Origin of the sequence: Bacillus sp. FSL W7-1360, from assembly GCF_038592975.1 — a bacterium.
Classification (GTDB): Bacteria; Bacillota; Bacilli; order Bacillales; family Bacillaceae_D; genus Shouchella; species Shouchella lonarensis.
Map to the genome: position 1 here is coordinate 1,289,180 of NZ_CP151950.1, position 24,078 is coordinate 1,313,257.

Consider the following 24,078-nt stretch of genomic DNA (forward strand, 5'->3'; position numbering starts at 1 on the left):
ACGTATCCCCCTCGTCTCATATTTTCATTACTCACCAGTCGTCAAATCAACATACAAATTGTCTGCATAAGCCAAAATATCTTCCCAGCTCTTCTTCGCAGATTTTAATTGCGCTTTGATAAACAACAAATCTTCAGGCGTCGCACGATCGATCTTTTCGAGCAACGTTTCATATTTCGCACCCATGAGCTGCCACTGATTCAACACTGCTTGTGCTGATTGAATTGCCACGTCAATTTCTTTCGTAAAGGTTTGAAGCCGTTCCTTATTTAAAGACAGTGCTGCGACTTGACCCTCAGCTTGCGACAATTGTGCCGTTGCATCGCGAATGCCATCTTTACCACTTTTAATCATCTGTATCCCATTGGTCACTAACGCAGCGCCGTCTGCGGTTAAACCCATACCAGCTAAATCCATTGAAATTCCAGTTGTGTTTCCTAAAAAGACAAGCACTTTCCCTAGCACCATTAATACAATCCCGGGCGCCTCATAAGAAACCCCTTCTGTCACTAAATCCGTACCTTCATCAATGTTCTTTTGGTACTCCGCAATTAAATCTTGCAACTGCTCAATCTTGCCCGTATTTGCATCAAATGCTTTTGCCACATTCGTCGCATTGGTAGAAAAATTCTCTCCATCATCTACAACCGCATTGCGATATGTCTTCAACACACCAATCAAATCGGTCACGTCATTTTGTTTATTTTGGATGCTCTTATAAAGCGATGTGATACCGCTTTTTAGCTTCGACGTATCCGCTTCATCGGCCGCACGAACCAATGTCTCATAGTACTTATCAAACTTTGTCCCAAAAGCGAAAATATCTTCATTCGTCTGGATGATCTGTGGTTTGACTTGATCAACCCATTTTATTGCATTGGCTTTCGCTGTTTGTTGATCGGCAACAATTTTATCAATCAATCCCTTGTCTATACTTGTCGCAGAAAAATCATACGGTGCTTGCGCATTCACCAAGATCGCATACTCATCTAACACGGCAATATGCGAACCCGTTTTTGCTAACACGTTCTCTAACTCGGCTGGTACAAGCTCGTCCTCTGCGGAAACAGCTTGTTCAGTTGGCACAGCATTAGTTGCTGCAAAAGCGTGAGTAGCAGGAACCACGGTTGTCGTCAACATTGCCGTCATGACTGTTAAACACGTAAGAGTTTTTATTTTTTTATTCATTTGAATACCTCTTTTCGCTAAAATTATTGATATTTAACTCCAGCCAGCGTATTCGCTTGTTTCTCAGCATGAGTGGCAATTTCCATCACCGTTTGCTTAAATTGAGATAAATGCGCCGTTAATGCTGTCACATCTACGTCTGCTTTATTTACCATCTGAACAAGTTCATTCATGTCTTGTTCGAGCATGCCTAAACCTTCACCAAATATGCGAAGTGTTGCTTCATTCTCACCTAAATGACTCCGGAAGTTATCAAAGATCTGCTTTAGCATATTGAGGTGCGTCAATTGGAACGATTCCTCATTCAGTGTAGACTCCCATTCATTGATTTCCTTTTGGGCATCAATGATTTGATCAGCGGCACGCTGTACTTCAACACTATTGACAATCGTCGAGATGACTGTGCCGTATACTTTCCCTAAACCCGTCAAACTATCAGCGCTTCTAAAAACTAGAATAAAGTCTTCCAATCGTTGCAGCTTTGATGCAATCATAAAATCACGGTTTTGTTGAATTTTCATCGTAAGCGCGACGATATGTCGATTCGCTTCCTGTGTTTTTGACGATGACTGCGTTAGAGATTCATTTACATCCGCAGAAAACTTGTCAAACGTATAATCACTCGTTTGACGTAGATCTGCTAATTGTGCCATCGTCTCGTTTGTTTCATTTTGATCATCCGCTAACACGGATTGTAAATATTGGATCCCGCGGGCAAAATCCGCTCTCGCTTGTTCATCTTCATTAACACGTGTCGCTAAATCAGACAGGGTATCATAGTAACTTTCAACATCTTGACCAAACGCCATCATGTTTTGATTGGTTTTCAACACTCGCTTATTTAACGTATCAAGCCAATTCGTCGCACTTTCTTTCGTACGTTGAAGATACTTAGACAACTCCGGCATGTCCGCAATGGACATGTTCGGTTGCTGAAGCAAAGTCAGTGCATCTGCTTGCATGGAAACAGATTGTGCACCTAATTGATCGATGACAGCTTCCAACTGGTTCTTTGTATCAACCATATTTGTGCGATTTTCAGAAACTACTTGTTCCGTCTTCGCAAAAGCATCCATTGGTACTAATGTGGTCGTAAGTAGGGCAATACACAAAGTTGACACAATCGTCGATTTCTTCATATAAACAGACTCCTCTTCACACAAGTTGATGTCGCAATTGCTGTCGATACTTTTAGCATGTTGACACCTGCAGACAGCGCCACAATCCCTTTCCCTGTCACCTCCAATTTATCCATTCGCGCGTCAACAAAGCGATGAACATCACTTCAAGATCCACACCTTTACCATAAACCTCTGATTTACATAAGACAAGAACCAAAATATTCCATTATAAGCATTCCGTAACATGCAGTTATCATTAATATCTAATACCGTATATTAAAAAAAAATCGAGCCTTAATAAAGCAATCCCCTAAACATATGTACACAAAAAATCTGGCAAATCGCTTTAAACGTTCCACCAGACGTCCACCAAAAAAGATAACTAAAAGAAAACGTCGTTTATTTTTACAAATACTTTTCTCTACACACAGCCAACACCTTCTCCGACGAAGCAATCAATTCCTCATTAGCCCCTTCTTCTTTTAACTTAATACCAAATAGCCCGAACAAAAAAAAAAAAAAAAAAAAACATACCCTGAATAGAGCGAACATTCCCTGTTCTAGCTTACTTAAAAATAACCGAAAAGGATGTGTGAACATGTCTCAACCAAACATGCCCAATTTCACGCCCAATATTACCCTCGACCGTGATGATGTCGTCAATTTACTGCTCGCATCGATCGCAATGGAGGAAATGGGTTTGGCGCACATTATTAATGCGGAAGGAGAGAAGATTCAATACGCTCTTGGAACATTAAATGGGCTTACTGGTCCACCAGCTACACTACAAGAAATTCTAGCGATCAACGAGAGTGCTGCGGACATGCTTGATACGATTTTCAAGAAAGAAATTATTCTTGAATCGAAAATGAAAGCAGCGACAAACATTCCTACGTTGATCGGACCGACGGGTGCGACTGGAGCGACGGGACCTGCTGGAAGCGTGATCAATATTAATGGGATTTTTCCAGATGGGGCAGGTACTGTCACCATTACCATTGGCGATATTCCAGGCGGCATTGAAAACATCAACGGCATCACTGCTGCCCCAGATGGCAGTTTAACGCTAGATGCTGAGGATGTCGGCGCTTTTCCTTATGAAGAAGTGCCTTCTGGTAGTGATTTAGATTCGTTTATTACCGAGGGTGTGTACAGTTCTGAAGGAAATGCAGGCGGACCTGTGAATGGTCCACTCGGGTTTACAAGTCCGATATGGACATTGTATGTTTCTGTCATTACCCCGGGACCGACAACATCGATTTTACAGCTACTTATTGGAAATCCAACGATTTATGTACGAAGCGCGACCGATGACACAGGCACAACTTGGAACCCTTGGGAAGAACTTGGCACACAAGGACCGACCGGACCAACGGGAGCCGGTGTTACTGGCGCTACCGGCGCTACCGGCGTTACTGGCGCTACCGGCGCTACCGGGGTGACTGGCGTTACTGGCGCTACCGGCGCGACTGGCGCTACCGGCGCTACCGGGGTGACCGGCGCGACTGGAGCCACTGGCGTCACTGGACCTACCGGCGTTACTGGCGCTACCGGCACTACCGGGGTGACCGGCGCTACTGGAGCCACTGGCGTCACTGGTGCTACGGGAGTCACTGGGGCGACCGGCGTTACTGGCGCTACAGGAGTCACTGGGGCGACCGGGATTACTGGAGCCACTGGCGTTACTGGCGCTACAGGAGTCACTGGGGCGACCGGCGTTACTGGGGCGACTGGAACCACTGGCATTACTGGACCTACTGGTGTTACTGGACCTACTGGCGTCACTGGACCTACCGGACCTACTGGTGTTACTGGACCTACTGGTGTTACTGGACCTACTGGTGTTACTGGACCTACCGGACCTACTGGCGTCACTGGACCTACCGGACCTACTGGTGTTACTGGACCTACCGGACCTACTGGTGTTACTGGACCTACCGGACCTACTGGCGTCACTGGACCTACCGGACCTACTGGCGTTACTGGCGCGACTGGCGTTACGGGGGTTACTGGAGCCACCGGACCTACTGGATCTACAGGACCTACCGGATCTACAGGACCTACCGGGGCTACCGGGCCGACTGGACCTGATCCAACAGTCAATGAAGTTTTCATTTCAAATAGCGGGCAACATTCAGTTTACATCATTGACGGAAACACACAAGATATTTTGGCTACAATTGATACAACAGGAACAGACACTCGTGGCGTTGTAGTCAATCCAAATACGAACCTTCTTTATGCCATCAACCAGGGTAGTTCCAATGTCTCAGTCATTGACCTCACCACACAAGCAATCTCAACCATTATTAGTGTGGCTGCTAACCCTTATGGTCTCGGAATTAACGTAGATACGAATCTTCTTTATGTCACCCATCGTGCTCCGACAAATCAAGTTTCCGTTATTGAAGGTTTGAATCACACAGTCGTCACAGCCTTTAACATAGGAAGTGATCCAGTGGCAAATCCGACTGTTGATCCTAATACTAATTTAGTTTATTGTGCTAATAATGTTAGTAACAATGTCACTGTAATTGACGGACTCACACAAACGATTACAGCCACGGTTACCGTCGGCACGAATCCGTTCCGTATCGTTGCCAACCCAAGCACAAACCAAGTTTATGTCTCCAATCAAGGCTCAGATAATGTTTCTGTCATCAACGCAACCAATCAAACACTGATGCCGACAATTCCACTTGCGGGAGGTGCAGCACCACAAGGAATTACCGTGAATCCAAATACTAATCTAATCTATGTTGTTGCAACCAATTTGCAAAGTGTCCTCGTTGTTGACTGGATTACCTTAGACACAATTGCTACTATTGCGGTGGGAACTGGTGCATACACTGCAGGTGCTAACCCGAGAACAAACCTTATTTATGTAACAAAAGTTGCTGATAATAATGTCTCTGTGATTGATGGCATAAACAATAATATTATTGCTACTATTACTTCCGCTCTTCCAGCTACAGGCTTTAGAAGTGTTAGCGTTCTAGAAGGATTACGTTTAACCGGACCGCTATATAGTTAAACAGCGTGAACCAACCGTTACAAGGAAATGTAAATGCTCTTCAAAACATCATCTATTTTTTCTAACATTGGAGCCAGTGAAGTTAAATATTCCATAAATGGAACGGGATTGTCTTATGCACCAATAAGACAATCCCGTTATACATCGCTACCATCCACACGAAATTTATGCCCACACACAGCCAACGCCTTCTCCGACGAAGCAAGCAATTCCTCATTAGCCCCTTCTTCTCTCCGAATCGCAAGCGCTGTCCGAAAATAATTTTGTGCTTCTTCATACTGTTGCTGGTCAAATAAATTTTTCCCCTGATGCTGATAAAAAAAGGAACGCAAATGCGTCACTTCCTCTTTTTCTACCTCTCGCTGCAACCTAGCAAATATTTCATTCGATCGACTGAAATTCCCCATCCATTGATACGTATGAGCTAAACGAAGCTGGTTGACAAACATTCGTTGCGGTGATTGCGCTTGTCTGGCATGAGACAGTGCCTTCTTTAGCACTTCACAACTTTCCTCCAACGAACCAACCATGCGTAAATACACACCCATTTGACCGAGTAACCGGGTTTGTTCCGTCTGATCTTCTGTTTCGTGCAACTGCTCTTTTAAATAGGCGATTCCTTTTGTCATTTCTTCTGTGCAGTTTGGTATTTCTCGCAAGTGCTCATCAAAAATAAAGCCCATGTCATATGGAATTGTTTTTGTTGACACTGCCTCTCCCCCTAGATCACTATTCCCCTTCAAAATACGTTTTCTCGTAACCACCAATCTTGCCAGTGTTATCGACAATAAAAAAAAACTCATCCGTCTCATTTTTCAGTGGATATTTTTTACCTACAGTCAATGCATTTTTCACTGTGTACTTTTTAGCATCTGTATGTACACACGTAATATAACGAATCGGTTCTTTTTGCTCCCACTGCCGGTGAATCATATGACCTTCCTCCTCTACGATAAATTGAAGAGACTGGCGCACCAGCCTCTCCTTTTATGATTATCCTTCTAACAACAATTGCTCTGGATCTTCAATCATATCTTTTACTTTCACAAGGAAGCTAACCGCTTCTTTTCCATCGACAATCCGGTGGTCGTAAGAAAGCGCCAAATACATCATTGGGCGATTTTCAAAGCGCTCATTGTCAATCGCAACTGGGCGCATTTGGATTTTGTGCATGCCAAGAATCCCAACTTGTGGTGCGTTCAAAATTGGTGTCGACCATAATGAACCGAAGACCCCACCGTTCGTAATTGTAAATGTGCCACCTTGCATATCATTCAATTGTAGCTTGTTGTCACGCGCTTTTTTGCCTAGCTCACCAATTCCGCGCTCGATGCCGGCAAAGCCTAGACGATCGGCATCACGTAATACTGGGACAACAAGACCACTGTCCGTTGAAACGGCAATCCCAATGTCATAAAACTTCTTCACTAAAATCTCGTCACCTTGGATTTCTGCGTTCAATAATGGGAATTCCTTTAACGCACCAACAACCGCTTTTGTGAAGAACGACATGAACCCAAGTTTCACACCATTTTTATCAAGGAATGCATCTTTACGACGTTTACGCAAGTCCATCACTGCGGTCATGTCGACTTCATTGAATGTCGTAAGCATTGCTGATGTTTGTTGTACTTCTACAAGGCGTTTTGCAATCGTTTGGCGACGGCGCGACATTTTTTCGCGTTCCACTGGCTTTGCATCTTCCACATCCAGATTGACAGCCGGCGGCGCTACCGCTGCTGACTGCGTCGGACGCGCTGCATGCGCGGCAACATCTTGGCTGCGAATTTTTCCTGTTGGATCAAGTGGCGTCACTTCATTTAGATTGATCCCTTTTTCACGAGCCAACTTACGCGCTGCAGGCGAAGCAAGTGGGCGCTCCCCTTTTGTTTTCGTTTCTTCTAGGACAGGAGCCGGCGCTGCCTTCTCAGGTGCAGCAGCTGGCGTTTCTACAGGCGTCGGCTCACTTACCGATGCCGCACCCGCTGATCCACCTGCATCAATAATTGCAATCACTTCACCAATTTCAACCGTATCACCCGGCTCACGCTTGAATTCCTTAATGACACCTGCCGTTTCAACCGGAATTTCTGCGTTCACTTTGTCTGTCTCAAGCTCCGCAATAAACTCCCCTTGCTCCACATAGTCACCAACTGATTTTAACCATTGCGAGATCGTTCCTTCTGTAATTGATTCCCCTAGTTCTGGTACTTTAATTTCCGCCACCGTTAACGGCCTCCTTCATTTTTACGCGTCAATGATTCTGTCACGATACGTTTTTGTTCAGCTTTATGCGCATTCGATGCCCCTTCTGCTGGACTGGAACGATACGTTCGACCAATATAGCTAAGCGGTACAGCCTCAGGCAACACTTCTAGCAAGCGCGGCTCGATAAACGACCACGCCCCCATATTTTTCGGCTCTTCTTGTACCCACTTCACTTCTTTTAAGTTCGGAAACTCTTTTAACCGTTCCCGAATCGCGCGGCGTGGGAATGGGTAAAGTTCTTCCACCCGAATAATGTGGAGCCAATCCCAATTTTCTTCATGCTTTTTAACATGGTCCTGTAACTCAACGGCTACTTTCCCACTACATAAAATGATCCGTTCCACTGACTCGCGTGAAGCACCAAGCAATGGTTCTTCTAAAATCGGCTGAAAAGAGCCAGAGACAAATTGTTCCGTCGTTGAAGCAATCGCTTGGTTACGCAATAAGCTTTTTGGTGTCATCACGATGAGTGGGCGCACTGTATTTTTTTGTAAAATCATCGCTTGTCGTCGTAACAGGTGAAAATATTGCGCAGCTGACGTACAGTTTGCGACTGTCCAGTTGTTTTCCGCTGCAGAGCTTAAAAAACGCTCCACGCGGCCACTGGAATGTTCTGGGCCGGCACCTTCATAACCGTGCGGCAATAAAATGACCAAGCCCGATTTTTGCCCCCACTTCGCGCGACCGGCAGACACCCATTGGTCAAACATGACTTGTGCACCATTCACAAAATCCCCAAATTGGGCTTCCCACAAAACAAGTGTTTCTTTCGCAAATACGTTGTAACCATACTCAAATCCAACACACGCTTGCTCTGAGAGTGGGCTATTGTATACCGCAAATGATGCATTCGCTTCTGAAAAGGATTGTAGCGGTACATATTGTGTCCCATCATTGCGGTCATGCAACACTAAGTGACGGTGCGCAAATGTTCCGCGCTCTGTATCTTGACCACTTAAACGAATCGGTGTGCCATCATGAATGATTGACGCAAATGCGAGCACTTCTGCCAACCCCCAGTCGACACTGCCACCACCATCAAAAGCAGTCAAACGACGTTTTAAAATTCGCTCTAGCTTTTGATTCGGTTGGAAAGACTCAGGCCATGTGAGAAGTTGCTCATTGAAAGCACGCAACTTTTCTTCTAAAACACCCGTTTTTATCTTTGGTAACCCGTTCACAATAAAGTCCGGCGGCGATAGTTCGTATGTTTTCTCTGATTTATCTGCTGCGACTTTGTTATATTCTTCAAGCAAGTAAGTGTACATGTCCGAATCCAGTTTGTCTGCCTCTTCTTTTGCGAGCACGCCTTCTTGTGCCAATTGCTCCGCATATAAGCTACGGGCAGTTGGATGCTTACGTATTTGTGTGTACAGCTCTGGTTGGGTGACAGCTGGTTCATCCCCCTCATTGTGACCGAAGCGGCGGTAACCAATCAAGTCAATCAGAAAATCTTTTTTAAACGTCTCACGATATGCCACCGCGAGCGCAACTGCTTTTAAACAAGCTTCTGGATCATCTGCGTTCACATGCACGATCGGAATCTCAAAACCTTTCGCCGGATCGCTTGCATATGTAGTAGAACGCGAATCATGCGTCTCTGTCGTGTACCCAATGTTATTGTTGGCAATGATGTGCAAGGCGCCGCCTGTCTGGTAACCTGCGAGGCGACTCAAATTCAACGTCTCTGTTACAATTCCTTGTCCTGGAAATGCCGCATCACCATGAATCAAAATGGCCATTGCTTTTGTTTCATCTTGCTTAGGCACACCTTTTTCACGCCGGTCTTCTTGGGCGGCCCGCGCATACCCTTCGACAATTGGCGAAACAAACTCTAAGTGACTTGGGTTGTTGGCCAGTGAAACAACCATATGCTCACTTTGTCCACTTTTAATTTGTCGGTCGGCACCCAGGTGATACTTCACATCCCCTGTCCAGCCAATATACGTTTCTCCCAAGCCTTCTGATGGTGCCTTCAGCTCATTTGTTGCTTGTAAAAACTCGGAGAAAATGGCTTTGTAAGGTTTTCCTAGATTATGCGCCAATACATTTAAACGCCCACGGTGCGCCATGCCAATCATCACATGGGCCGCGTTTGCATTTTGTGCTTCTCCAATGGCTCGGTCAAGCATAGGTACAAGTGCGTCTACCCCTTCAATCGAAAAACGCTTCTGACCAACAAAAGTCCGGTGCAAAAATTTCTCGAACCCTTCCACCGCCGTAAGTCTTTCAAGTAGCATTTTCTTTTCTTCTTTTGTTAAAGGGGCCGCATGTGTCTCAGACTCAACTTTGCGGCGCAACCAATTCCGCTCGTCTTCCTCTTGCACATGCTCAAATTCAAACGCTGTTGTCTTTGTATAAACATCCTTTAAATGTTCAATTGCCTGTAACCCATTTTCTATATGAGCAGGTGCATCTGGACAAATCAATTGCGCTGGCATTTGTAAAAGCGCTTCTTTCGTTACTTGAAAGCGCGCATATTGAAGCAAATCGTTCGATCCAGCCTGCTTCCAAATCGGTTGAATATCCGATGCTTGATGACCTTTTGCCCGAATAAAATCAGCCAACTTCACCGCTCCGGCAATGGCACGCGCCATGTCCATTCCAAGTAGCGTATCTCCTTCGTTTGTAACAACTGAGCTTGAGCGTTCTTCTAATACAGGCGGGCCCCACTGTTCAAATCGTGCACGCGTTTTTTCATCTACTGTGCTTGGATCAGCCACATATTGCTCATATAGCTCGACAGCAACACCTAAGTTTGGACCATAAAACCTTTGCCACGGTGTTTGTTGACTGTGCTCCTTGCTTGACATGTAATATAGACCTCCTACAAGATTGTTTCAAACCACACTTAGCATTTTATCCTTTAAAATATAGCATTTTACATCTCATCTGCTTTTTACCATGAAACGATGTCGGTTCAAAGCGCTTCCAAACTTATTTTATCACGTTTAGAAGTATTGCTCAAAAAACAACCTCATGTGTCTCACAGGACAGACAAAATAACCTCTTAAATTTTAGCGTGTTTACGCCCAAAAATCTAGCGTTTTTTGTCGCGATTGACATATTCCACTGATCTTTCGTCTCCATGTTATACTTTTTTCCAAAATAATACAAGCTGTTGCACCTCTTGTTCTTCTAACTGAAACGTTGGGTCATCACATCGTTCTTCTTGAAAAACCCACTCAATCGGGACACCTTGCTTATTTAGCACGACTTGCGCACCCGGTGCACAAAATGGTGCTGGTGATGGGTCAAGCGTGAAAGAAAATTGCACAACATCCCACCAATCAAAGCGCTCCTGATGTATCATTTGTACATGCTTTATTTGGACTGGATAATGTGTTGCCGTTGTCACTTCAATCATACACGTCTCCTCTTTCACTTAAACATCCTATGTGTAATAAAACCTTATTTATCATACCATAATGCAGCGTCACTGCGGTGATTTTCTTACATGAGTTTTGTGCTTGTGATTTCGTTTAACTAAATTGTATAATACAATTTGAGATCGTTACATCTTACTATAGCGAGGAGAGAAACAACTTTGACGATAGACCAACGTAAAAAAATGATTGTTTTAATGATAAATATGTTTATTGCTGTCGCTAGCTTTGCGATCGTCATTCCAATTTTACCTGAATATTTGATGGGACTTGGTGAAGGAGGCAAAGCAGCAGGTTTGATCATCGCCCTCTTTGCAGCAGCACAATTTTTTATGTCACCAATCGCGGGCAAATGGGCTGATCAATATGGCCGTAAAAAGATGATCATTGCCGGCCTTGTTTTCTTAACTCTATCGATGTTTGTCTTTTACTTTTCAAACAACATTTGGATTGTTTATGTATCGCGTATCATTGGTGGTATCGGTGCCGCCCTACTCATTCCCGCCATCTTTGCTTACATTGCGGATATTACAACGATTGAACAACGAGCGCGCGGAAACAGTCTCATTTCAGCCTCCATCTCATTGGGGATCGTTGTCGGACCCGGTATTGGTGGTTTCTTTGCTGATTTTGGTGTAAGGGCTCCGTTGCTCGCATCAGCACTCTTGTCTGTTGTCGCTGTTTTATTCTCCATGATCGTTTTGAAAGAAAGTACACAACCTACGACAAACAGTAGAGAATCATCCACCGACTCCATGGTTAAAAAAATTGCTCAAAGCGTGAGAAAACCTTACTTTATCCCACTCATCCTTACGCTCGTTATGAGTTTCGGCTTGCTTGCTTATGAGTCTGTTCTAAGCTTATTTGTTGATAATCAATTTGGGGCAACACCAAAACAAATTGCCTTAATGATCACATCAACGGGTCTCATCGGCGTCATTGTACAACTGTTTGTCGTCGATCGACTTGTTCGTAGATTTGGTGAACGACGTACCCTTACGTACTTTTTAGCAGTAACAACCGTAGGCTTTTTATTATCTTTATTTGCCTCGACCTATACGCTATTTTTTGTTGTGACGCTCTTTATTTTCTTAGCTACATCTATTTTACGTCCAGTCATTACAACACTCATTTCAAAGCTTGCAGGGAATGAGCAAGGGTTTGCGATGGGCATGAACAATGCGTATATGAGCATTGGCAACGTTGCCGGTCCAGTTATTGCTGGCATTTTCTATGACGTACATATTTACTCTCCTTTTTTACTAGGGTTTGTCGTTATGGCCATCACCACAACATTTGCTTTTGTATGGCAAAGAAAACCACAAAGAAAAGAAAACATGCACGCATAACTTTTTTACTCGGTGGACGCCAACGCATGGGCGTCCACAACTTTTTCCCAACCTCCTATCAAAACAATTCCCCCTTTATCGTGTTCCTTCATCATATATACAGGCGACAAAAAACTTGTCATTAAAACAAAGTTCACCTATCTGTATAGAGGCATTTTCCCAATTACCTGCCGCTCGATCTTATGCTATATTGTAGTCTATTCAGATAAAAACACATGGGGTTCATCAAGTTGACACAACGCCAAAATAGTGCCAACTTTTGAAGAACAACCACAATAGGAGAGTGAATATTTTTATTATGAAAAAGAAAAAATTGTTCTGTCTTATTTCTGCCACATTGTTCGCCGTAGGATCAGCTACCTTTGCATCTGCTGCAGAGGAGAAAAAAGAAAGCTACTTTATCGGTTTTCAGAATGATCAAGCACTAGAAGGATTTGTAGACATGATGGAAAACCCTGGAGAAGGTGTTTTTTCTGTTAATGAAATGACGAACTTTTCAGTATCGCACACATATCAAGAGACACCGGCTGTTGTCGCGAGCCTAACCGCTGAAGAGGCGCGTAAGCTACAAGAAGCTGGTGGCGTTTCCTATGTTGAAAAAGATGCACTCATGACGATTTCGCGTCAAACAACCCCAGAAAATATCATGCAAATTGGGGCACCTGCAGCTCATCGGCGCGACCTTTCTGGTGAAGGAGTCAAAGTAGCCGTACTAGATACTGGCATTGCCAACCATCCTGATCTACGCATTGCTGGTGGGGTCAGCTTTATAGATGGGGAAAGTTACACCGATAAAAACGGACATGGCACTCATGTCGCAGGGACAATTGCGGCCCGTGATAATCATATTGGTGTTGTAGGCGTTGCTCCTGACGCTGACCTATATGCTGTCAATGTTTTAGGTAGCGCTGGCTCGGCTCTTACAAGTGTCGTCATCCAAGGCATTGAATGGGCAATCGAAAATGATATGGATATTGTCAATTTAAGTCTAGGCAGTAATGCCCCCTCCCGCACATTAGAAGCAGCCGTTGATGCCGCACGTGAAAATGATGTGCTTGTTGTCGCAGCAAGTGGCAATGACGGCCATCCTTTCGTATCTTATCCAGCCCGCTATCTATCTGTACTCTCTGTCGGTGCCGTTGACGAAAACAACCGCCGTGCTAGCTTCTCACAGTATGGCTCTGGTTTGGACATCGTTGCGCCTGGTGTGGACGTACTTAGCACTTACTTAGACGGCTCCTACGTGCGTGCATCCGGCACTTCTATGGCAACGCCAGCTGTTACAGGCGCTGCAGCACTGTTGAAAGAGAAGCATCCGGCATGGACAGCGAGCCAAATTGAGATGGGGTTGCTCACAGAGGCGGATTCTCTCCGGTCTCGATTTGAATATGGATATGGTTTACTTAATGCTGATCGCGCAACACGGTAGTGAAACAAATTTGTAGATCACACATTGGGGTTCTTCGGAGCCCCTGTTTATTGCGCGCCATGCCATCTCCACGTATAATATAATAAAAATGGTATTATTCATTAGGGGGGGAATACCCTTGGATCTCATTTGCCGTGAAAAAGTACAAACATACCTCGAGACATTTATTGATACACCTATATATTTGCATTTAGAGACAACAAACGGCGCTTACGCATCGCATGTCGATGAATCATTTTTCTCTGCCAGTGCGTATATTCGAAACGCTCATATTACATACTCACATGGAAAAATTACCGGCACAGGCCCTTATCGTGTCGGTTTAAAATTAGACATCGGTTGGGTGTACGGCGAAGGACTGACCCATTATGAGATTGATCAACATAACCGCCTTTTACTAGCTGGACTCGATCATAGTGGGAAGCTTGCGATCGCTTTTCAGCTAAGTCCGATCCCGTTTCCAACTTCATGTGAGAGGAGGATTACACCATGAGATCAGAACGACATGTACTTGTCATTTTCCCTCATCCAGATGATGAAGCCTTTGCTGCCGCAGGAACAATTCGCGCCCATGTTGTGGCAGGCACGCCAGTAACCTATGCGTGCTTAACACTCGGTGAAATGGGGCGCAATTTAGGGAACCCTCCCGTAGCCACACGCGAGTCTTTACCGCATATTCGTCGCAAAGAATTGCAAGCAGCTTCCAAAGTGATGGGCATTTCTGATGTCCGAATGATGGGTTTTCGTGATAAAACGTTAGAATTCGAGCCGCTTGAAGTATTAAAAAACCTTGTATTACAGCTTGTTGCCGAGCTTTCTCCTTCCCTTGTCATTTCTTTTTATCCTGGTTATGCGGTGCACCCTGATCATGATACGACGGGTCGCGCAGTCGCTGATGCCTTACAAGAAATCCCTATGTCTGACCGCCCAACCTTCCATGCGGTCGCCTTTTCTAACAACCACGAAGCAGACATTGGCAAAGCTGATGTCGTTCATGATGTGTCCCGTTATGCAGATGTGAAATTAAACGCATTACGTGCCCATGCATCGCAACTTGCATGGACATTGCCAGATTTAGAATCCGCTTACTACGCCGGGGTGCCAGAAGCTGTACAGCGGATTGCATACGAACGCTTTTGGACGTTTCCATTTACAGAAGGAGATTGATCATGATAGATGCACAATTGCCGTTGTTTCACACATACACAGAACCAATTACTCACGGTCTCATAGTTCGCGAACCATGGGCAAGCATGATTTTGTCAGGCCAAAAAAGCATTGAAATACGCGGAACGAACACAAAAATAAGGGGACCGATCGCCATCATTCCAAGCGGGACCGGTACCATTGCCGGTGTCGTCCACTTAGTCAATGTGACTGGTCCGCTTGATCTTCACACGTACAATCGTATAAGTATCTCCTATGGCAACACAAATGAGAAAGAAACATCTCTTCCATACAAACGAACGTATGCATGGCAACTTACTACCCCATACAAACTCCCCTCACCATTACCGTATATCCATCCAACCGGTGCAGTGATCTGGGTAAAACTTGACGAAAATGTACAAGTGGGACTTCAGCATCTGATTGAAAAGAGACATGCACACAAATGACATGTCTCTTTCCTTTTTCACACTCTACTTGTATCACTGCTTACCATTTCATTGAATTACGACGTCACTCCTAGTAGAAACAGTTGTCACAACCCAAATGGTCGCCTATTTCACTCTTCCAAAGCCACATTATGATATACTTGCTGCACATCCTCTAACGCTTCTAACGCATCGACCATCTGCTCAAACTGTTTGCGTGCATCAGGAGAGAGCGTTACTTCCGACTGTGCCAACATTGCCAGTTCCGCAACCACAAATTCGGTCACGCCTGCTTCTTTACACGCTGCTTGCACTGCTTGGAATTGTCCCGGATCAGCATAAACAATGACCATGTCCTCTTCTTCTAACACATCTTTGGCATCAATGTCCTGCTCTAACAACATATCTAGAGCCGTCTCTACTGTCATACCTTGGAAGCCAATAACCGCCACCGGATCAAACATGTAGGCAACAGCGCCACTGACGCCCATATTGCCGCCATTCTTCCCAAAAGCCGCTCGTACATCTGAGGCGGTGCGGTTCACATTGTTTGTGAGTGCATCAACGATAACCATGGATCCGTTTGGACCAAACCCTTCGTAACGCCGTTCTACATAGTTTTCCTCAGTGCCCCCTTTTGCTTTTTCAATCGCCCGGTCAATAATGGTTTTCGGTACATCATATGTTTTCGCTCTTTCCAAAACGAATCTTAACGTTTGATTTAACGCTGGATCTGGTTCTCCACTTTTAGCAGCTACATAAATCTCACGCCCAAATTTTGCATAAACCCGGCTTGTATTCGCGTCTTTCGCCGCCTTCTTCTCCTTAATATTGTTCCATTTTCTCCCCATGTCTCTCACTCTCTTTCAACCGTCTTTTTTAAACAAATGATTGTGTTAGTTTTCCAGTACCACCTTCGACAACGAGACGTGCACGCGCCCCGTTAACAAGCGTCAACTGCGGTGGCTGGTGCCCCCAGTCTAAGTCATACGCAACCGGCACACCTAGTTCATCTGATAGGTCTTTGTATACATCTTCAATCTTATAACCTTCGACCGGATCATTTGCAGGACTGCGTCCAAAAGCAATACCAACACAATGTTCGAACCAACCTGCTAAACGCATTTGCACGAGTGTGCGGCGCAAATCATCTGTCTTAAGATCACAGTTCTCAAAGTGCCATAAAATGGGTTCTCCATCAATAAAATGTTGCTGGAAATAAGCCACATCCCCAAATGGCGTGCCAATTAAATGGCGGATAACATCAATACAGCCTCCAAGTAATCGACCAGTACAATCAAATGGCGCACCTGAAATCGTCTTCCACTCCGTTTGTTTCGTCAAATGAAAGATATGCGGCGTTGGGTTGTCAAATTGCCACTCCGTTTGGAAAAATGGCGATGCTATTTGCGTCACTTCTTCTCCTCTCCTTGTTTGTAATACATCGAGAAAGCGCGCGGTCGTCTCATCCATTACCTCTCCCCGCACATCGACAAAGTTCGTGCCTTGCGCTGTCGCAATGCCTGTCTTTAACGTTAATGCGAGTAATAACACACTCGTATCTGAATAGCCAAGAATCCATTTTGGCGATATGTTTTCAAATGAAAGGTATGGCAAAATTTCAATCAACAAAAATCCGCCCCACGGTGGTATGATCAACCCAATTTCCTCGTCTTGCAAAAATTTCTGTAGTTCGGTTGCACGGGTAGGTGCAGGTGCCGATTTTGCTTTTACTTGCGTCCACGTCGTGTCGCCAACGACAACGCGAAAACCGCGCTCCTCCATACGAGCGATTCCTTTAGTAATTAGATGGTGTAATTCAGGCTCAACACCTGAAGATGGTGCCGTCACTGCCACTTTTTCACATTGCTGGAAAACTGGATAGCGAATCATCGTATCTGTCCTCTCTGATTGTCATGTTCTCACTTAAATTGGGCGCCAATTTTGGTCTGGGGCAATCTATATTGACATATGCATAAGGTGGAAATGACCAAAACCTTAAAGGAGTGTCCAAAATGCTCGAAGAAAAACGTCCTTTATCATCATTTTTAGCCCAACAATCAAAATCAGCTCACCTCCGTCGACCAGAAAATATATCTACAACAGCTGCCCTTCCTGTTTGCGAAGAGCCTTGTCAACTAGAAGTCCCTTTTCAAGTAGAATTTCTATTACAAAGCCCTTTCCAACTCCCTATGGATCCAGCCCCTACACCTGTGTTTACATTCCAAACCAATTGTTTGCAATGTACGTCTGAACCGTGCACCATTGAAACCGAGGTTGACAGCCCTTGCAACGACGATGTGCTTGCCGCAACAACAACAATCCGGAAATTACGCGTCGTTGGCAATTTATCTTTTCTTGTAAGTCTAGGACCGATCGTCGCGCCAGGTGGCGGGAGCACCGGTGCATCACTCAGTCAATTTGGGCAAGTATGTATGGATCAAGTCGTTTGTTACACAAGTGAATACGCACCGGTCCCATGCCCAAACTTTCATTTAATCGAAGTAGATCCGAACAGTATTCAAATTGACACCACACCGTCTCCTGGAGGTAACACCCTCATACAATTAACAGGTTCCTTTGTATTACCTGATTGCCATGGCGATCCTTCACAATCTTTATTATATGTGACAAATGCTGGCACACACGATGTTTCAGTCATTGAATCCGTTTCAGGAAATATCATCAACACCGTTCCTGTTGGGGAAAGCCCTTTTCATATCGCCCTCACCCCAGATAAAAACAATGCCTACGTCCCGAACTCTGGCGACAATTCAACTTCCGTCATAGATGTCAACAGCAACACCGTTGTCGCCACCATTCTTATGGCAAACCCACACTTTGCTGCGATCACCCCAAATGGCGCGTATGCGTATATCACTAGTCCTAATACAGACACTGTATATGTCGTTGACACAATCACCTATACGATCACTGAAACCATCTCTGTTAGTGGGGCGATAGGGATCGATATCACACCGGACGGGGCACATGTATATGTAACGGATGGGGCTGGAGACAGTGTTGCTGTCATTGAAACCGCGTCAAATACAGTGACTGACCACATTACCGTCGGTGAATTCCCTTCTAGTGTCGCAGTTACACCCAATGGTGCGTATGCGTATGTGACAAACTTTGCAACCGATATAAACAATGATCATTCCGTCTCAGTCATTGAGACCGCAAGCAACATGGTTGTCGCGACAGTCATTGTTGGTGACAGTCCTTCTTCTGTCACAATCACACCTGACGGCACACGTGCATACGTAACACATGCGTTAGCCCCTGTCGTTTCAGTCATTGACACAGCAACAAATGCAATCGTGCAAACCATCTCTGCCAGTGAATCCTTTGGTCTCGCTATTACCTCTGACGGTGCCCTCGGATATGTTACACGTTTTTGGGACAATGAAATCACCGTATTTGAAACCACTTCGAATTCAATCATTGGTACATTTTTAGTAGGAGCAGGTCCAGCAGGGATCGCTGTAAATTGAACATTTAAACAACCTTACTCATATTTTAGAACGAAAGCCTTGCACACGCAATATGCATCCAAGTAATTCGAAAAACCATAAAAAATTGGAGACCGTTTGGTCTCCAATTTTTTATAAGTGCTGACCTAAAACTCGCTCACTTCCGAGGCTGCCATCTACTTTTGTGCACGTTTTTTCCAGCGCCATTTCTTTTTAAATAGTTGAATGGCCTCCTTATTTTTCTTTTGAAGATCGACTGTAAACGGAGAAGCAACAAATGCAGGAAGTACACTATTTGTTGATTTCTTCGTCATCTTTTTCATTCACGCCTCACCCACTCAAAAATTGTTTACGATATGCTATGTGCATGAACCTGAGTTCGTGAGTCCTCCCAGCACAATTACGCGTTTTCACTATCCTCCTCACTCCCCGATGAAAGTAAATCATAGATCGCCACAAGCGAAGCAAACAACAATGCATCAAACTCTGTCAATCGCTCATTAGACGACAGTTTAATGACATGACTTTCTCCTTGCAAAATAACCGGGATGTACACAAGCTTTTCTTTATCACCATAATACACATCTTGTCGTTCTAATGTTGCGCCCACAGCAGAACGATCTCGAAAATGTAGGAGCACATGATCTTTATCCGCTTGTGTCATATAGGGAAACACGCTCGCTTCGATCTCCGTCTTCTCCGCGAACTTCGTTAAGATTTCTCTCACACCGGTAATATATGCACGTTGACCACCAAAATAGACGTTGATGGCATCATTTTTTAATAATCGAAAAAATGCCTTCAGCTTATTCCGCTGCATACCAAGCACTTGGTCATTTTGTTCAATTAAGTGACCTGTATCAATTGTAAACAAACTTGAGCCAATTCTTTGGATATATGCACTCAAAAAAATGAACGCATCGATAATAACGAAGACACATGCTACAATGACGTAATGATGCCAACGATCAAATAAACTATAAGGATGAAGTGTCCATGCCAGTGCTGCACCGACAATAAATAAGGCATACCATATTTTCCGTATGACGCCTAACTTTTTTCTTGTCTTTTCTTCCCATCTCCATGAAGCGAATACGTAAAAGGATAGCCCCAAAACCGTTACCCATACAATGATTTGATACAATAACAGCATCGCTCTGTGCCCCCTTTCCTATGCGTTTTATACAATGTATGAACAAAGATGTAAAAATAGGCTTGTTTCACAACTAAAATCGGCAATAAACGCCCATAAAATTTTTGATCCTAGGAGAAGATCGTGTTTGAACTACCTCGGCAAATACATATCTCTACAAATCGAGTCATCTCCCTTTCCACAAATGTATGTTCGCTCATGATCAATCAGTACATTTTTTTAGAAAAGAATGCACATTTTCTCTGTGTAAAACATATGATTTGACGATGCACACTTTATTCGTTAAAATAACCAATAATCACTTACAGAAAGTCAGGGATATGATGGACAGTAGCAATAGCAGTCGAAAACGAAAAGATGCTTTGGAAATGCGGCGTGTAGGAGAAGCGCATATGCAGGATTCAATCGACTTATTAAATTATGTCTTTCAAGTCACCAATCAAGATGTTTCTCAAATTGGTGCTCGTCAAATGCTTGAATGGAAGAAACCCATTATCAAGTCTTGCGATGTGATTGGCTGGTTTTCAGATAACAAACTCATCTCACAAATTGCCGTATACCCATTTAGTGTCAACATACATGGACGTGCCTTTAAAATGGGTGGCGTAACAGGTGTTGGTACTTATCCAGAGTATGCTAGTCTCGGATTAATGAATGATTTAATGAAAGAGAGCCTCACTTCTATGAGGGCTCGAGGGCAAACCATTTCTTATTTATTTCCATACTCCATTCCCTATTACCGGAAAAAAGGCTGGGAAATCATTTCTGATGTCATCTCCTACTCGGTTCGAGACACACAATTACCAAAGGCGTATGAAGTCCCCGGTCGCATTGAACGTGTCGATTTTGATCATAAAGATATTCGTACGGCATACAAACACTTCTCACATAAAGAAAATGCCGCAATGATTCGTAATGACCTTGCTTGGGTTGAGCATTTCAAATGGGAAAAAGACGAACTAACTGCTTGCATCTACTATGATGCTCATGACACACCAACTGGTTATATGTATTATAAAGTTGAAAACGAAACCTTCTATGTAAAAGAAATGATTTTTATCAATGAAGAAGCACGTAGAGGAATTTGGAACTTTATCCGTGCCCACTTTTCAATGGTATATCATATTAAAGGGAAAATCTTTACTAATGAACCGTTGTCCTTTTTCCTAGAAGATAGTGAGATCGAAGAAAAGATTTCTCCTTACTATATGGCGCGGATTGTCGATGTGCAAGCATTCTTATCTGCCTTTCCATTTACAAAGCATGCAACTGAATCGTTTACAATGCATGTCACCGATCCAATGCTTGAATGGAATAATGGTACATTCAACATTTCTTTTGACGAAGAAACGTGCGTGACTGCGACTGACCTTTCTGCAGACAAAGCAGACGTACAGACGGATGTCCAAACACTTGTGACGATGCTTCTTAATTATAAGCGCGCCTCAGATTTAAAAGAAATTGGTCGACTGCATGCAGATGATGACCATGTCGCATATTTAGAAAACATCATTCCAGATAACCAGCCATGGTTCTCTGATTACTTTTAAACAACACACCGCCGAGATCTCATATGGGATCTTGGCGGTGTATTGTATTTCATGAGATACGAATTACTTCTTCTTCTACTTTCTCAACCGGAATCGGTTCTACATAAGAATCAGGGCGCCCATCGTCGCGATGAGAAGAGTCATCCTCTTGATCAAAGAAAGTACATGCGCTCAAAATTAGGACACCCGCTACAGCGAATACAACAAGAAAAACGTTTCTTTTATGCATTGCGATACGTCCATTTCCGCCACAATGTTTCCATCGGACCTTGTTTGAACCGCTTTAAACAAAAGTGGCTCAGTATTACTTGACAAGCAAAGATGATACATGCAATTAGTACACCTTGACTACTCGATACTTTACCGAATAAACCAAAGCCGTACCCGTAAAACATCGTCGTGCAGACGAGCGATTGCATTAAATAATTTGTGAGCGCCATCCGACCTGTGGCCGCAAGAGGCATGAACAGCTTTTGGAGCCAGTCTTTTTGTAATAGCAATACAAACAATGAGACATATACTAGCATGAGGGCGACACCAGAAATTTGTTGTAGCGCGGCTACCACACCGAACGTAAGCGCTACATTTAGACTAAACACATCATACATCAACATCCCCTGGAGTGCTATCAACGGCAATCCAACAGAGGCTGAGATGAGAAGTAACATCCGCCAACGTCGCATGTTCTCCTTCACATCCTGAAACATCCGCGTTTTCCCCATGTATAAACCGATTAAAAAGAGCGGGAGGATGGTTGGTATCGTGACAAGAGGTTCAAAAAACACCTTCCATAACGACTCATTCCAAAACCGGTATTGCAAAATCTCTACATAATTTCCCGAGCTCATCACCGCTGCCCCGACTTGTTCGGCCGCCTCCATAGTAGCCACTAATTCGGGATCCATATCAATACCTACGTGTACACCGAAAACAATTAAGAATGTGAGACCAAACGTGAGTACAGACGTACCGAGTAGCAGCCAAACAATCCAATGACGTAATGTATTTAACTGCCGATGGAAAAAGAGTGGTAAAAACAAACCTGTTAATGCGTACGTATACAAAATATCGCCACTCCACACAAAAGATAAATGCACCAGCCCCAGTACGAGTAGAAACAGGAGACGTTGTATAAATAATGACTGAGGTAATAAATCTTTTTCAAGAAGTCGCTTTGAAAAAATGTAAAACCCCAACCCAAACAATAACGAAAACATAGGGTAAAACTTTCCGGTCACAAAAAAAGAAGTGAATAGCGTAGCGATTGCATCCAACGTGTCTTCCGGAATTGTTGCCACTTCAAGATAGGATGTTTTCTTATTCATCACCAGCGTCTTAAAAAAAATCATATTCGCGAGCAATATGCCAAACAACGCAAAACCACGGATGATATCGAGCGTGTGAATCCGTTCATTCAAAGAAATCCCCGTTTCTTTCATATATATCCCCTCTCCATTATCTGCTAAGTTCAAACGTAGAGCCGCTAATACAATTAGCGGCTCTATGATTCATGAATTATACACCTTCACCATTATCTTCAAATCCCATTCCGTGCTGCTCTTCCAACTCAGAAAAAGGAATTGCTGCATCAATGACATCTTGCGGGACATCAATCTGATCGACTTTATTAAACTTTGATAACTTGCTATCTGAATTCATGTTCACAGAGAAAGTGAATTCGTCTGCTTTTCCTTCCATCTTCATATCTAATTGAATGCGCTCCTGCATAAACGTGTCTTTGTTAATCGATAACGCTAACGAGAAGTCCGAAAACGAAAAGGCGTCTAACTCCTCTTTAGTTAGCCCAGAATCATTTAAAAGACCTTCTTCAAAATCAAATTCTTTTGCAATTTCCTCTAATGCTTCATCGACTGCATCAATTTTTACGACATAAACATCCTCTTTCTCTTCATAAGAAAGATAGTTTACAAACTTAACGAGAACATCTAGGTACTCACTGTAATCAAAACCATCAAATGGCGTCATTTCCATCATTTCATCATCATCTTCAACAACCGTCCATTGATCGGTCCATTGATCTTTTAAATAGATGCCTTTGTCCGTCACATACTGCTCATTTTTTATTTCCTCTCCCACAACATTTGCGGTCATTTCTTGATATAGCGCCGCCGGATCGAGTGATACATTTTGTATAAGTGACGCATTAATCCCCATGCTCATGCCAGGTTTACCCTCACCAATACCTACTTCCGCTTTCGCATCTGTATTAATTTGTAAATTTTTTACCTCTTCCATTGCATCTTGAGACTTCATTAAAATGCTTGCGGCGTCTAAAGCATTACTACCTTCTTTTTTTGCTGTTCTCTCACCATCAGTCGGGACGTTGTCACCACAAGCTGCCAATGCAACAATACTTGTAAATATGGTTGTTGTCATGAATATTTTTTTCAACTTTTTTCTCCCCTTCACAGTGTGAAACTATGTATTCATCTTGAATCTATCTTAATGCAAAGACGCGTCACAGACAATACTTGTAACACAAGCTTTATAAATTCTTTATAAAAAAGA

22 protein-coding genes are annotated in these 24,078 nt (G+C 43.8%); 8 read left to right on the forward strand and 14 right to left on the reverse strand.

Annotated features, from left to right (window positions below):
- Positions 1–27 precede the first annotated feature (27 nt).
- The gene (locus NSQ26_RS06415) at positions 28–1,188 is read right to left on the reverse strand and encodes a ClyA family alpha-helical pore-forming toxin (protein WP_090775612.1); all 1,161 of its coding nucleotides are present in this window, start codon (positions 1,186–1,188) and stop codon (positions 28–30) included.
- A 23-nt stretch (positions 1,189–1,211) separates the two neighbouring features.
- On the reverse strand, positions 1,212–2,327 hold the full coding sequence (locus tag NSQ26_RS06420; protein ID WP_499719810.1) for an HBL/NHE enterotoxin family protein: 1,116 nt from the start codon (positions 2,325–2,327) through the stop codon (positions 1,212–1,214).
- 580 nt (positions 2,328–2,907) lie between these two features.
- On the opposite strand from NSQ26_RS06420, the gene NSQ26_RS06425 reads away from it, so the two are divergent.
- Positions 2,908–5,343, forward strand: coding sequence for an alpha-helical endospore appendage domain-containing protein (locus NSQ26_RS06425; protein ID WP_499719812.1), 2,436 nt, complete (start codon positions 2,908–2,910; stop codon positions 5,341–5,343).
- Between the two features lie 137 nt (positions 5,344–5,480).
- Here the strand turns inward: NSQ26_RS06425 and NSQ26_RS06430 are convergent, their stop codons facing one another.
- The 5 genes from NSQ26_RS06430 to NSQ26_RS06450 all read right to left on the reverse strand — a co-directional run bounded on the left by NSQ26_RS06430 (position 5,481) and on the right by NSQ26_RS06450 (position 10,978).
- On the reverse strand, positions 5,481–6,053 hold the full coding sequence (locus tag NSQ26_RS06430) for a tetratricopeptide repeat protein (protein ID WP_499719813.1): 573 nt from the start codon (positions 6,051–6,053) through the stop codon (positions 5,481–5,483).
- A 19-nt stretch (positions 6,054–6,072) separates the two neighbouring features.
- On the reverse strand, positions 6,073–6,276 hold the full coding sequence (locus NSQ26_RS06435; protein WP_499719815.1) for a DUF6501 family protein: 204 nt from the start codon (positions 6,274–6,276) through the stop codon (positions 6,073–6,075).
- A 60-nt stretch (positions 6,277–6,336) separates the two neighbouring features.
- Positions 6,337–7,569, reverse strand: coding sequence for a 2-oxoglutarate dehydrogenase complex dihydrolipoyllysine-residue succinyltransferase (gene odhB / locus NSQ26_RS06440; RefSeq protein WP_499719816.1), 1,233 nt, complete (start codon positions 7,567–7,569; stop codon positions 6,337–6,339).
- 2 nt (positions 7,570–7,571) lie between these two features.
- Positions 7,572–10,424, reverse strand: a complete 2,853-nt coding sequence (locus NSQ26_RS06445) for a 2-oxoglutarate dehydrogenase E1 component (RefSeq protein ID WP_499719818.1) — start codon at positions 10,422–10,424, stop codon at positions 7,572–7,574.
- A gap of 278 nt (positions 10,425–10,702) precedes the next feature.
- Positions 10,703–10,978, reverse strand: coding sequence for a hypothetical protein (locus tag NSQ26_RS06450; protein ID WP_499719820.1), 276 nt, complete (start codon positions 10,976–10,978; stop codon positions 10,703–10,705).
- A gap of 180 nt (positions 10,979–11,158) precedes the next feature.
- Between NSQ26_RS06450 and NSQ26_RS06455 the strand changes: the two genes are divergently transcribed.
- The 5 genes from NSQ26_RS06455 (at position 11,159) to NSQ26_RS06475 (ending at position 15,391) form a co-directional block, all read left to right on the forward strand.
- A complete protein-coding gene (locus NSQ26_RS06455; protein ID WP_499719822.1) occupies positions 11,159–12,346 on the forward strand; it encodes an MFS transporter in 1,188 nt (395 codons plus the stop codon).
- 283 nt (positions 12,347–12,629) lie between these two features.
- On the forward strand, positions 12,630–13,775 hold the full coding sequence (locus NSQ26_RS06460) for a S8 family peptidase (protein WP_499719824.1): 1,146 nt from the start codon (positions 12,630–12,632) through the stop codon (positions 13,773–13,775).
- 118 nt (positions 13,776–13,893) lie between these two features.
- On the forward strand, positions 13,894–14,268 hold the full coding sequence (locus NSQ26_RS06465) for a YojF family protein (RefSeq protein ID WP_499719826.1): 375 nt from the start codon (positions 13,894–13,896) through the stop codon (positions 14,266–14,268).
- Positions 14,265–14,942: a bacillithiol biosynthesis deacetylase BshB2 gene (bshB2, locus tag NSQ26_RS06470; RefSeq protein ID WP_499719828.1), complete on the forward strand. Its 678-nt coding sequence runs from the start codon at positions 14,265–14,267 to the stop codon at positions 14,940–14,942. Before NSQ26_RS06465 ends, bshB2 begins: the two co-directional genes overlap by 4 nt.
- A 2-nt stretch (positions 14,943–14,944) precedes the next feature.
- Positions 14,945–15,391: an ASCH domain-containing protein gene (locus tag NSQ26_RS06475; RefSeq protein ID WP_499719829.1), complete on the forward strand. Its 447-nt coding sequence runs from the start codon at positions 14,945–14,947 to the stop codon at positions 15,389–15,391.
- Between the two features lie 110 nt (positions 15,392–15,501).
- On the opposite strand, the gene NSQ26_RS06480 is transcribed toward NSQ26_RS06475, so the two are convergent.
- Together NSQ26_RS06480 and NSQ26_RS06485 are read right to left on the reverse strand one after the other, a co-directional pair.
- A complete protein-coding gene (locus NSQ26_RS06480; RefSeq protein WP_499719830.1) occupies positions 15,502–16,221 on the reverse strand; it encodes a YebC/PmpR family DNA-binding transcriptional regulator in 720 nt (239 codons plus the stop codon).
- Between the two features lie 28 nt (positions 16,222–16,249).
- A complete protein-coding gene (locus tag NSQ26_RS06485) occupies positions 16,250–17,263 on the reverse strand; it encodes a S66 family peptidase (RefSeq protein ID WP_499719831.1) in 1,014 nt (337 codons plus the stop codon).
- Positions 17,264–17,385: 122 nt separating this feature from the next.
- Here NSQ26_RS06485 and NSQ26_RS06490 point away from each other — a divergent pair, with 122 nt between their 5' ends.
- Positions 17,386–18,867 carry a YncE family protein gene (locus NSQ26_RS06490; RefSeq protein ID WP_499719832.1) on the forward strand — a complete coding sequence of 494 codons (1,482 nt, stop codon included), beginning with the start codon at positions 17,386–17,388 and terminating at the stop codon, positions 18,865–18,867.
- A gap of 155 nt (positions 18,868–19,022) precedes the next feature.
- Here the strand turns inward: NSQ26_RS06490 and NSQ26_RS06495 are convergent, their stop codons facing one another.
- Entirely contained in the window at positions 19,023–19,169 is a 147-nt protein-coding gene (locus NSQ26_RS06495) for a hypothetical protein (RefSeq protein ID WP_176763848.1), read from the reverse strand.
- A 77-nt stretch (positions 19,170–19,246) separates the two neighbouring features.
- Positions 19,247–19,999 carry a type II toxin-antitoxin system SpoIISA family toxin gene (locus NSQ26_RS06500; protein ID WP_090775596.1) on the reverse strand — a complete coding sequence of 251 codons (753 nt, stop codon included), beginning with the start codon at positions 19,997–19,999 and terminating at the stop codon, positions 19,247–19,249.
- 368 nt (positions 20,000–20,367) lie between these two features.
- Between NSQ26_RS06500 and NSQ26_RS06505 the strand changes: the two genes are divergently transcribed.
- On the forward strand, positions 20,368–21,549 hold the full coding sequence (locus NSQ26_RS06505; RefSeq protein ID WP_090775595.1) for a GNAT family N-acetyltransferase: 1,182 nt from the start codon (positions 20,368–20,370) through the stop codon (positions 21,547–21,549).
- Positions 21,550–21,598: 49 nt separating this feature from the next.
- Here NSQ26_RS06505 and NSQ26_RS06510 read toward each other — a convergent pair whose 3' ends face one another.
- The 3 genes from NSQ26_RS06510 to NSQ26_RS06520 all read right to left on the reverse strand — a co-directional run bounded on the left by NSQ26_RS06510 (position 21,599) and on the right by NSQ26_RS06520 (position 23,961).
- On the reverse strand, positions 21,599–21,778 hold the full coding sequence (locus NSQ26_RS06510; protein ID WP_499719834.1) for a hypothetical protein: 180 nt from the start codon (positions 21,776–21,778) through the stop codon (positions 21,599–21,601).
- A complete protein-coding gene (locus NSQ26_RS06515) occupies positions 21,771–22,988 on the reverse strand; it encodes a DUF418 domain-containing protein (protein ID WP_499719836.1) in 1,218 nt (405 codons plus the stop codon). Before NSQ26_RS06515 ends, NSQ26_RS06510 begins: the two co-directional genes overlap by 8 nt.
- A gap of 76 nt (positions 22,989–23,064) precedes the next feature.
- Positions 23,065–23,961: a DUF6612 family protein gene (locus tag NSQ26_RS06520; RefSeq protein WP_499719838.1), complete on the reverse strand. Its 897-nt coding sequence runs from the start codon at positions 23,959–23,961 to the stop codon at positions 23,065–23,067.
- Between the last annotated feature and the right edge of the window lie 117 nt (positions 23,962–24,078).